This is a genomic window from Bacillus niameyensis (assembly GCF_001375535.1).
Taxonomy (GTDB): domain Bacteria; phylum Bacillota; class Bacilli; order Bacillales; family Bacillaceae_C; genus Lederbergia; species Lederbergia niameyensis.
The window spans coordinates 1,612,930-1,624,618 of record NZ_LN831197.1; the positions used below are offsets into that span (position 1 = coordinate 1,612,930).

The following is an 11,689-nucleotide window of genomic DNA, read 5'->3' on the forward strand; positions in this document are numbered from 1 at the left end:
TTTACTCGATCATGCCCTTCGTTGAGATAACACCCTCTATTTTCGCATCAATCCGTACCGCTTCTGCTAATGCACGGCCTAACGCTTTAAAAAGGGCTTCTATTTTATGGTGAGTATTTTCACCGTATAACACACGTGCATGTAATGTAATTCCCGAATTAAAAGCAAAAGCTTGGAAGAATTCCTTTACAAGTTCTGTGTCAAAATTCCCTAGTGATTGCGTCGCAAATTCCCCTTCAAAATGGAGAAATGGCCTTCCACTAATATCAATAGCAACAAACGCAAGTGCTTCATCCATTGGTACGTAAGAAGAACCGTAGCGCACGATCCCAGCTTTATCTCCTAAAGCTTCTCGAATCACTTTTCCTAATACAATTCCTGTGTCTTCAACAGTATGGTGGCTATCTATATGTAAATCACCCTCCACCTTACATGTCAAACCAATTCGGCCGTGACGGGCAAATGCCTCAAGCATATGATCAAAAAATCCAACACCTGTTTCAATTTCTACTACAGATGGATTATCAAGCCGACATTCTATCGCAATCTTCGTTTCTCTTGTTTCTCTTTCGCCAGTAGCAGTTCGCATCTCTATCACTCCCCTTTATTTCATACAGATTTCAATCTGACAGTAACCGCTCGAGCATGCCCTTCCAGTTCTTCTGCTTCAGCAATTTTTTCAATATATGGGGCTGCTTGATTTAATGCTTGTTCTGAATAGTAAACATATGTTGTTTTTTTCATAAAATCATCAACAGATAAACCAGAGGCAAATCTTGCTGTCCCAGACGTTGGCAACACATGGTTCGGACCGGCAAAATAATCTCCGACAGACTCTGGCGTGTAATGACCAACGAAAACAGAACCCGCATTTTTCACCTTACCTAAAAAAGTAAGGGCATTATCTAATTGTATTTCCAAATGCTCAGGTGCTAATTGATTACTTAACTGAAAAGCGTCATCGATCGTTTCGACTAAAACGACCGCACTTTCATTTAAAAGGGATTCCTTAGCAATATTTTCTCTTGGTAATACTGCGCATTGCTTTTCTACCTCAAATAATGTTTCTTGTAAAAGTTGCTCGCATGTCGTAAAAAGAAAAGCACGTGCTTTTTCATCATGCTCAGATTGAGCAATTAAATCGGCTGCTACATACTTCGGATTAGCTGATCCATCCGCAATAATCGCAACTTCTGAAGGGCCCGCAATCATGTCGATCCCAACATCGCCAAACACTAGTGACTTCGCTGCGGCAACATACTCATTTCCAGGACCAACAATTTTATCAACAGATGCGATTTTGTCTGTTCCATAGGCTAAGGCTGCAATTGCATGCGCACCCCCTACTTTATAAATAGTATGGACACCGGCAATATCAGCAGCAACAGATAAAATCGGCTCAATGTTTCCTTTATTACGAGCTGGTGTAACCATCACAATTTCATCAACTCCCGCCAAAACCGCTGGAATTGTATTCATTAGTACACTAGATGGATAACAAGCCTTCCCGCCAGGTACATAAACACCTACACGTTCAATTGGGCGAAAAAGTTGGCCCGAAATGATCTCATCTGTAACTTGCATCATTCGTGATTGTTGCAATTGTTTAGAATGGAAAGCTCGAATGTTTACTGCCGCCTTCTTTAAAGATTCGATGACATCTTCGGATACTTCTTGCCAAGCAGCTTGTCTTTCTTCCTCTGATACGACCAAATTTTCTGGTACACTACCATCGAACTTCAGCATATATTCTCTTAATGCCTCATCGCCTTTAACACGGACATTTTCGATAATATCTTTTACGGTAGTAAGAACTTTTTCTGAAAACGGCTCTTTTTTAGTCTTTTTACTAATAAACAGCTCAGTAAATTTTTCCGACGAGTAAACTGGTATCATTTGATTACCTCCTCAATCCAAAAGGAATCAATCAATGGAGAAAGAATATTCTTTTTTAGTTTTAAAGATGTTCGATTTGCTATACAGCGCGCTGAAATGGAAAACATCTCTTCCTTTACAACTAAACCATTTTCTCTCAATGTATTTCCTGTTTCTACGATATCAACGATGTCATCTGCGAGTCCAAGTAAAGGAGCAAGTTCAACAGACCCTTCTAGCTTTACGATATCAATCGATTTTCCTTGATCGCGGAAATACTTTGTTGTAATGTTCGGATATTTTGTAGCAATTCTTTGCTTTCGTTGATCAGGGTTTTGATTAGGCTCTCCGGCAATTGCAAAACGGCATTTTCCAAAAGGGAGAGGTAATAAATCAAACACATCTGGCTGAAATTCCATTAAAATGTCCTCACCAACAATTCCTAAATCAGCAATCCCATACTCTACATAAGTTGCTACATCAGTCCCCTTAGCAAAGAAAGCAAAAAACTGATCCGTTTCTACCTGTAGCTTTCTTCCTTTATCTAGAAGTGGATCAACATTATAATTTCGCTCTTCTAGAAAGCGGATGAATTGTTTTTCTAATCTTCCTTTCGTTAAAGCAATGACAGGTTTCATCTTTCGATCACCTCAAATTTTCCGTTTCGATTACACACTTCAAAAACTCGATCATAGTCTTTATCGCTTAATCGCTCGATTTGCACGTCGACGATAGCATCTTGAAACTCCGCTCTTAAACCTTCTGTAAAGGCAAGGGCATCAACTTCAGCAATGATACAGATTTTTTCTCTTATCTCTGAATCTACTAATCTACCAGCAAGTACATCGACATCAAAGGCTAACCCGACAGCGGAAACACTTTCTCCAAATTGTTCATAAAGGCGATCATACCTGCCCCCGGAGAAACATTCCTCGCCCGTTTCCTTTAAAAATCCTCTAAACATAATTCCTGAATAGTACGGCAGGTTTTTCACTCTGCCAAGATCAATTAAAATTTCCTCATTTCCTGATTGCTTTTGGACTTGAGCGACCTTTTTTATATGATCTAGTATCTGAAGTAAGTTCTTTTGTTCTTTCCAACGCTCCTCGTATTGAGTTAATACATCGAGCGATCCGTACGCATCTACAAGCATCGCCAATTCCGAAGCAATTTCAATGCTTCCACCATTTTTAGCAATTTGAAACACTTCATCCTTTTTCTTATCATGCATAGCAAGTCTTAACCGTTCCAACTCTGGTTTAGGTAAATCCAACTTACTGGCCAAGCTCTCATATATTTCTGTATGCCCTAATTCAACAAGGCAATCACCAGTACCCAGTTCGCGAAGGAAAGATCTAGCCATTAGTAAACATTCACCCTCACCGAGCAATTCAGGTAAATGTAACGTTTCAACCCCAATTTGGTGAGATTCAATACCAGGAGTTGATTGCTGAAATACTGATCCTTGATAAGCCCACTTCTGAGGGGTCTTTTCTTGAGTGGCAAGCGCTCTTGCTATCGCTGTTGTCCAATCTGGACGGAGTACCTCAATTTCTCCTTCTGGATTAAACCATTTCATCATATCTTGTAATTTCATTTCTACAAATTCATTTGTAAATGTTGAGGCATATTCGACAACTGGTGTAGAAATGAGATTATATCCTCTTAATGTAATGATTCTTCTGAACCTTTCCATTACATTAAAACGATTACGGACTACCGATCCCATTTCATCTCTGCTTCCTGCTGGTACAAACATGTATTATTCACTTCCCGATTCTTTAATTCATTAGCACTCTATCGAACTAAAGTATTTATTGAATTTCTCTTACTTTATCATAAAGATTGAACATTCGTCAATTAAAAATTCAAAATACTTTTTAGATACAAATAAAGTCGATCATTTAGTTTCAGACACGATTAGAATTTTCATGATCGAATTCCATTAACTAGCACTGTGCACCTATTAAAACAAAAAGATGTCCATAGTATCACTTTTTGGACATCCTTATAAATTCTTTTATTTTAAGTAACTCGTTACTTTATTAAGTGTAACTGATAACTCCTGAAGTTCACCATTTAGGTCATTTTTTTCGAATTGGTCAAAAACAGTTTTATTCCAACCATGCCAAGATGTAACAATCATACCAAGCATACGATCAGCAGCTCCCAATTCCTTTGCATCCTGTATACTTTCTTCTAAAAATGCAAGCGCAGCATCCGTTTTAAACCAGCATGCAGGAATCACTCTAAATCCCTTTTCAAGAAACAGCTTAACTGAAGGAAATGATTGGTGCATTTCATAATGCCAATCCATAATCGTAATATCAGTTGGAATTTTATCAATAGCTTTGTAGGTTCCTAACGTATCCGCTTCCCACATATTATTGTATCCTGAGTCTTCGCTATCAATTAAACGATCTCCCCACATAAACATTTCCAATCCGCGTTCCCCAACAATATGACTATGCATATCATTCACAGCTTTGGCAAACAAATCTGCACGGTCTTGACCTTTACAACGGGGACACTGATCATCTGCTAATGCCAAAACCTCATCCATCCCTACATGGAAACCATCACATTCAAAGGCTGCAATTAGTTCATCGATTAGTTCAAAGGCAAGTGCATTCACATCAGGATGATTCGGGCACCAGCTTGGAGCGAAAAATTTTGGCCATTCCGCATCTTCAGGCACATGTGGAGTTTCATCAAACTCAGGATAGTGCTTCAATATGCTGTTCCGGCCGCCTCCCCATCCTTGGTGTCCTAAACATTGGAATAAAGGAATTAGGCGGATACCATTCTGTTTACAAAAAGTGGATAGTTCTTTAGCATCTTTCTTTGTTAATGATCCAGAAGACAGCTCTGGATGCGATTCAAATTGGAATGACGTATTGCATTCTAGGAGTATAAAATTAATTCCTTTAGGTACTAGAACATTTTGAATAAACGATTTAAATGGTTCTAACAGTTCATGGGATCCAAATCTTAAATGAAAGGCTTTAACTGGATTAGTATTGTTCATTTTCTTCACCTCAGTATCCAAATATAATAAAGGGGATTCGTGCAATATGTTAAAATTGCTGAATCCCCTTATTCTATGAAACGATTAAATTACTCAGTTTCCTTTTGTTTACGAACAAGTTCTTCCATTTTTTCTTGGTAAACACGTAGATATTCGTTAACATCCATTCCCGAGTTAGCAAATTCTTGGAATTCACCCCATGGAATACTACCGTATTTAGCAGGTTTTTCTGGGCCTACTGCATATCCATATTTGAATAATGCATCAAGGTTTTTGCCTTCCCACTCTGGTTTGTTCTCCCCAAATGCTGCTTGAACATCTGGACTTACAAGAATAGAACTTTGACCTTCTTTAGATTTTTCAATCTGTACTTCCTCAGAAAGCAAGTAAGAAATCATTTCCATGATAATTTCTTTATGCTCACTAGTTCCAGTAATTGCAAAGCCACCAGCATTTGGTCTTGGCATAAGTGGATTTTCTTTATCCCAAACTGGGTATGTTGCAATATCAATATTATCTTGATCAAGCCAGCCTGTAGAAGAAGGACGCATAGCGAAAATGCCTTCATCCCACTTACCACCCCAGTGCATGAGCATGCTTCCTGGCTCCTCTGTTGGATATCCAGGAATGGAAAGTGTATCATCAATCATTTTGAAAAATTGCTTATACTCTTCAGAATTTGCAATAACAACTTCATCTGTATCTGGATCAACAGATTGTACATTTAGCTGTGTCCATGCATCATAAGGAACATCAAGATCTAACCCATAATATTGAACACCATTAACTTCGCGAGTCAATTTCTTCGCAAGTTCTACAACTTCTTCCCATGTCATTCCATCTTCAGGATAATTTTCTCCAAGGATATCAAATACGTCTTTATTGTAGTGCAAAGCCCATGTAGGACGTGAATTTGGAATAGCATAAAGACCTTTTTCATCTTTTGGATCATATCCGCGTGTAAATTCTACAATGGAAGGCTCCAAATTGCTTAGATCAAAACCAGATTGTTCAATAAGAGAATCATGATTGAAAGCCAATCCTAATTCATCCAAAAATTGAATATGAGAAACAATACCTAAAGTTACAACATCAGGTGTTTTGCCTGCAGCGATAACTTCTTGTAAAGTTTCAGGATGGTCTGTTCCAACCTGTTGCAGTTCAATTGTTACGTAAGGGAATTTTTCTTTTAGAAGGTCACCATAGTTGTCCCAGAAATGGTCTTCTTCCCATTGGTGAGCCCATCTGATGGTTACCTCTTCATGCTGTTCTTCCTCTTCCTTGCCATTGTCTTTTTCTGCAGATTCTCCTTCTTTTTGGCTATTTTCATTACCACTATTAGAAGGTTCTGCATTATTTCCACATGCCACGATAAATGAAGCTAGAAATGCAATAACGACAAATAGTGACATTAACTTAAACTTTCTTTTCATGTTATTACCCCCTTTGATGAATTGTTTATCCGCATCCCTTATTGCTTTTATACGCCATAGGAATATTTGAGTAATCTCCCCTTACATGATGATCACTTAACCTATTCAAATCACTTTATAGCAATAATGAAAGCGTATAACTATATTCTAATAGAGGTGATGTGAATTTCGTGTGAAATATCAATTTTTGACTAATTTTGTAGATTTTTGAGTCTTGCATCGCAAAATAAATACTCTTTAGAAATAATTCTTTATTCGTTATAACTGTTAACTGAACAACAGGACTTAAAAACCATGGGAGCTACCCATGGTTTTTTAAATACTTTTATGTATACGACAAAATATCGACATAAATATAGATTGGATGATTGTCATAAAATAAGCGTAAACTATTATGATCGCTATAACAATATATGGTGACCAAAATTTATGAAGCAGGAAACTAATAATGATCGAAATGATGTACATAATCAAAACAATTAGTAACGTATTCGGAAGAGTTTTCCCTAAGTGTGCTCTACTTAATTTCAACGCTTCTGGAATACTCACCTTATCTACAACAATAGTAAATTCGAGGTAGATAAATATTATTCGCAGGACAATAAAAAAGACTAGCGCTGCAAACGCACCAATATATTGAAAGAAAATGACTAAAAAGGCCGTAACACCAATTTTTAATAAAAATACAACAATCTCTAGAATAACAAACTGTAGTACATTTTTTTTACAAGCCTTAAAAAAATCAGAAATAACGAAAGGCTGGTTCCTAATAATACAATATAAAGTTCTAATATAGCCCCCTTGCAAAAAAGCAGCAATAATTATCATTATTATGACAATAATTGGCATAAAACTAGGCAACTCAACTGGAGTATTGATAAAGTCAATATTATTTGCAAGTAATGCGATATTCGATATATGACTTACAGAAGGCATTCCCATTTCTAATATCATACGAATGGAAGTAAATGGCTCTCCATAAAAACCAATAAACGCCCAACCTATTGCCAGAGCCAAAAAATCAAATAGAATAGGAACAATTAGGATTATCCCCCGTCGGTGAACCTTTCGAAATGTATTTACCAATTCCATGTGAACCCTCCGTTGCATTACTATTCTGGTGATACTAGTTGATTATCAATCGGAATCCCAACCCAAAATTTGGATCCTTCCCCGGGTTCACTCTCCACACCTATTTCACCGCCATGAGCATGAACAAGTGCTTTCGAAATACTTAAACCAATCCCAGAACCTCCATACTCGCGAGATCTCGACTTATCTGTTCTATAGAAACGATTAAAGATTAGTGATAGTTCATCTTCATGTATACCTACTCCATTATCTTTACAATAAATGATCAGTTCGTCATCATTACTCTCGATTCCGATCTCCACTTTTCCCGCACGTGCCGTATATTTAAGAGCATTCGAAATAATATTTGTGACGACTTGAATCATTCTATCAGGATCTACATATGCTGTACACGGTTTATTGGGGTTCCTAAAGTTCAATTCAATTTCCTTCTGTTTCGCAATAAATAGAAAACCTTCATATACCCCTTTGACTAAATGAACCATATTGACTTTTTCAATATTTAACTTAAAGCGTGCTCCTTCTGCCTCAGATAACCGTTGAACATTAGCAACCAACCGTGACAATCTTTCCATTTCATCGTAAATATCTTGTAAGTTTTTTGTTGTAGTCGGGTAAACACCATCGATGATTGCTTCCAGTCTTGTAAGAACGGATGTTAATGGGGTACGCAATTCATGCGTTAAATCCTCCATCATTTGTTTCCGCCAATTCTCTACATTGTTAAACTCTACTAATAAACTATTAATACCATCTATTAATTGCTTAATTTCTTCAGTGCCATTTCTCGGGACAAATTCTTCACGATTTCCTCTCAATACTTTAAGAGCATAATAAGCTGATTGTTTAATAGGTTTAGCTAAAATTCTAGAAAGGAAAAAATTAATAATAATCGTTACAACTAGAGCGATTACGATAATCATTCGTAGTTGATTTTGTGAATCTTTCTCAAACATAGATAATGCTGGTGCACCAATATGTTGATCTAAGTCATAAAAGGCACGTAAATACCCTAATGGTTCACCCTCTTTAACGATGGGAACATCGATGTAAAAAGGCTGAGCAAACTCAGTATGATTCATCTCATTTGTATAAATAATCTTACTAAAATCCTCATTAAAAAAATGAACTGGTGTTGCAAATTCTTGGGCAGTTTTATCAAATAATTCTTTATTTTTTTCCGATGTAAGCGGCGTCTCAATGTTCGTACGAAGAATATAACTTATATGATAGGTTTGTTCAGCAAAATACTTTTGTTTATATTGCAAGAAGGATCGATTCGAAGTAAATGATAAAACAAAATAGATAGAAATAATCGAAAGGACAGAAAGGATAGTAAGCAAGAAAAATATAATAGTCTGTGTTCCCTTAGGCGTCATCTCGCTTCATCCAAAATGCTATTAAACTTGTATCCAGAACCAATTTTTGTCACAATGTATTTTGGGTTTTTAGGATCTTCCTCTATTTTCTTACGCAAATTTTTAATATGAGCATCCATCGTACGCCCATCACCGATATAGCGGTACCCTTGAACAATATAAGACAAATCCTGTCTACTAAAAATCTTTCCTGGTTTTTTCACGAAGGCATCAAGAATTTTAAATTCGGTAGAAGTTAATTTAACCGCTTTATTTTCTACAAGTACTTCTTGAGTCTCAAAATTAATTACTAGACTATTATGGTTAAATCGTAAAACTTCTTTATTTTCTTTAGTAAACATTTCAACCCGTCTTAACAGGGCGTTGATTCGTGCAATAACCTCTTTAATACGAAACGGTTTTGTAATATAATCATCAGCACCAATATTTAATCCATTAATCATATCTTCTTCCCTAGACTTAGAGGAAATAATAATTAAAGGGACATTGGAACTCTTTCGTATTTCTCGGCATATTTCTTCACCTGGAATTTTTGGAATCATCAGATCTAATAAGATGACATCTACCTTAAATTTTCGAACATGCTGTAGCGCTTCCAAACCATCGCTAGCAGTATAAACTCCCCATCCCTCTTTTAAAAAATACGATTTTAAAACATCACGAATTGAGGCCTCATCTTCAACAATTAATATATTCATATTAACCCCCTCCTATTAATAGGTTGTAAAGCAAAGCTGATGAAGGTTAAAAAAGTATGTCTGCCACAGCATTTTTTTGGTAGCGCAACCATTTTCGAATAGTCAGATTTGATTGCGTTTTCCATCCTTGTTATTCTATATCGACCCATCTATTTATAAATTATCATTTGCGAATAAATAAGTCAATTCGCCAACATTCGACAATAGCAAATTGATTAAATTAATATTTCTATGACTTTGATTTAGACAGTCAGTTAAAATTTAATTCTAGCTAAACACATAGAAAATCCCACCTTTTTATATAAGGTAGGATTTTCTACTATTATTCTACTAATCCAGTACGCTCTACTCCTTCAACAAAGTGACGTTGGAAAATTAAGAATATGAGCAAAGGTGGTAATAGCGATAAAAAGCTAGCTGCCATTTTGATCGCTCCTGCTTCGTAGGAAGAAATCTGTTGCGATTCCATTAGCCCTGTAATGACCCGATCGAGTTGCAACATTTCACTAGCGAGGGGTAAAAGGCTGGAATCCGATAAAAACATTCTTGGGAAATAAGTATCGTTCCATGTCCATACGAATGAGAATAAAAATACTACTAAAATAGCTGGCTTTGCTAATGGAAGCATGACTTTTAAATAAAACTTAAAAGCGCTTGCTCCATCAATTTTCGCCGCTTCCTCCAATTCTTTTGGTTGCGTTAAGAAAAATTGCCTAAAAATAATTACAAATAACGATCCTTTTACACCGAATCCCAAAATGGAAGGGATAATCAATGTAATAAAATTATTCATAATCCCCAATTTATTAAAGGCAATGATTGTTGGCAATACTATAATTTGCGGCGGAATAATAAATGCCAATATCAACAGACCGAATACTAGTTTCTTAAAAGGAAATTCCAGACGAGCTAGTGCATACCCAGCAAGTCCACAAGAAACACAATGAAAGACAGATGCTGTAACAGCGACTAACAAGCTAATAGAAAACGCTTGACCGTAGTGTAAACTTTTCCAAGCGGATGTCAAATGGCCAAAAAATAACTCGGTCGGAATCCACATAACTGTCGGATCAATGAGATCCTTCTCACTCATGAGCATTCTGACTACCATTGTTAAGATTGGGTTTAAATAGATATACGAAGTTGCAATAAAAATTGTGTAAAGAAACGCCTTAAATAAAAGCCCCTCATTTACTTCTTTTCCAAGAACAATGTATTTGGCTGAATTTAGTTTACTTTGAACGTTATACTTCCTTTTGGGTTTTTTATATTTTTTTGCTGTTTCTATATTTACATTCATCCTCAGCCCTCCTTTTATCTTCTGGCAACCCTTTGCCTATTGCTTATTCTCATATAGATCAACATGACAATGGACAAGAACACAGCAATGACAGCAAAGTATACCCAGGCAATAGCACTAGAGTATCCATAATTCCCAGTTCCAATTAAATCGTTGACTGGATTAAACGGGAAAGTAAACATGTCAACAATAGTATAAATTAAGTTTAGGAAGATAAATGGAGCCATAGCTGGGAGTGTAATCTTCCAGAAAACTTCCCATGGATTAGCGCCGTCAATTCTAGCTGATTCATAGGCTGAAGGCGGGATCGTTTGTCTTCCAGCTAAGAAAATTAAAATCTGAACGCCTGAATACCAAAGAACTAAAACGAACCGATTTAGTAGAGTCTTTACTGGTTGTCCCCAAGAACTATCACCTAAAAAGGCATCCAAATACCCTCCTAGTGCAAAGTTCTCTAAAAAGCCTAGTGCCCCTTCTCCTTGATTGACAAATTCCGTTAATAGATAACCAGTTGTGAAGATAACCGGTAGAAAGAAAATCGTTCTAAATAGAAATCGCCCATACAAGTTCTGGTTTAACAAAATAGCAATCATGAGTGAGAATATAATAATGATTGGGACCATCAGAATGACTTCTTGGAAATAAGGAATTAACAAGTCATAAAAGTCGGCACTATTAAGCAGCAATTCCCGATAATACTTTATACCATTAAATTCATATTCGAGTCCACCTGGTAGGACTCTCACTTGATGAAAGCTCATATAAAGTGAGAATCCTAGTGGGAAGGCAAGAAATATCAGAAATCCTATTAACCACGGTGCGATGAATAAACTTCCTTCCAGGTTACGAGCAACCTTAGCGTTTATCCTTTTTTTAGTCCGCAC

The 11,689-nt window shown here is 36.6% G+C and carries 11 protein-coding genes; all 11 read right to left on the reverse strand.

Annotated features, from left to right (window positions below):
- Position 1: 1 nt before the first annotated feature.
- Complete coding sequence (gene hisB, locus BN1243_RS07955) at positions 2-589, reverse strand: imidazoleglycerol-phosphate dehydratase HisB (RefSeq protein WP_062105749.1); 588 nt, start codon at positions 587-589, stop codon at positions 2-4.
- Positions 590-609: 20 nt separating this feature from the next.
- Entirely contained in the window at positions 610-1,896 is a 1,287-nt protein-coding gene (hisD, locus tag BN1243_RS07960) for a histidinol dehydrogenase (RefSeq protein ID WP_062105751.1), read from the reverse strand.
- Positions 1,893-2,513, reverse strand: coding sequence for an ATP phosphoribosyltransferase (gene hisG / locus BN1243_RS07965; RefSeq protein ID WP_062105752.1), 621 nt, complete (start codon positions 2,511-2,513; stop codon positions 1,893-1,895). Before hisG ends, hisD begins: the two co-directional genes overlap by 4 nt.
- Positions 2,510-3,634, reverse strand: a complete 1,125-nt coding sequence (locus tag BN1243_RS07970) for an ATP phosphoribosyltransferase regulatory subunit (protein ID WP_062105754.1) — start codon at positions 3,632-3,634, stop codon at positions 2,510-2,512. The genes hisG and BN1243_RS07970 overlap by 4 nt, the downstream gene beginning before the upstream one ends.
- Before the next feature lie 261 nt (positions 3,635-3,895).
- Positions 3,896-4,903, reverse strand: coding sequence for a family 20 glycosylhydrolase (locus BN1243_RS07975; protein WP_062105756.1), 1,008 nt, complete (start codon positions 4,901-4,903; stop codon positions 3,896-3,898).
- 89 nt (positions 4,904-4,992) lie between these two features.
- Entirely contained in the window at positions 4,993-6,336 is a 1,344-nt protein-coding gene (locus tag BN1243_RS07980) for an ABC transporter substrate-binding protein (protein WP_062105758.1), read from the reverse strand.
- A gap of 315 nt (positions 6,337-6,651) precedes the next feature.
- Positions 6,652-7,428 (reverse strand): hypothetical protein, encoded by a 777-nt coding sequence (locus tag BN1243_RS07985; protein ID WP_062105759.1) that lies wholly within the window; start codon positions 7,426-7,428, stop codon positions 6,652-6,654.
- A 20-nt stretch (positions 7,429-7,448) separates the two neighbouring features.
- On the reverse strand, positions 7,449-8,807 hold the full coding sequence (locus tag BN1243_RS07990; protein WP_062105761.1) for a sensor histidine kinase: 1,359 nt from the start codon (positions 8,805-8,807) through the stop codon (positions 7,449-7,451).
- The gene (locus tag BN1243_RS07995; RefSeq protein ID WP_062105763.1) at positions 8,804-9,505 is read right to left on the reverse strand and encodes a response regulator transcription factor; all 702 of its coding nucleotides are present in this window, start codon (positions 9,503-9,505) and stop codon (positions 8,804-8,806) included. Before BN1243_RS07995 ends, BN1243_RS07990 begins: the two co-directional genes overlap by 4 nt.
- A 322-nt stretch (positions 9,506-9,827) precedes the next feature.
- A complete protein-coding gene (locus BN1243_RS08000) occupies positions 9,828-10,805 on the reverse strand; it encodes a carbohydrate ABC transporter permease (RefSeq protein ID WP_062105765.1) in 978 nt (325 codons plus the stop codon).
- Between the two features lie 14 nt (positions 10,806-10,819).
- On the reverse strand, positions 10,820-11,689 hold the full coding sequence (locus BN1243_RS08005) for a carbohydrate ABC transporter permease (RefSeq protein ID WP_062105767.1): 870 nt from the start codon (positions 11,687-11,689) through the stop codon (positions 10,820-10,822).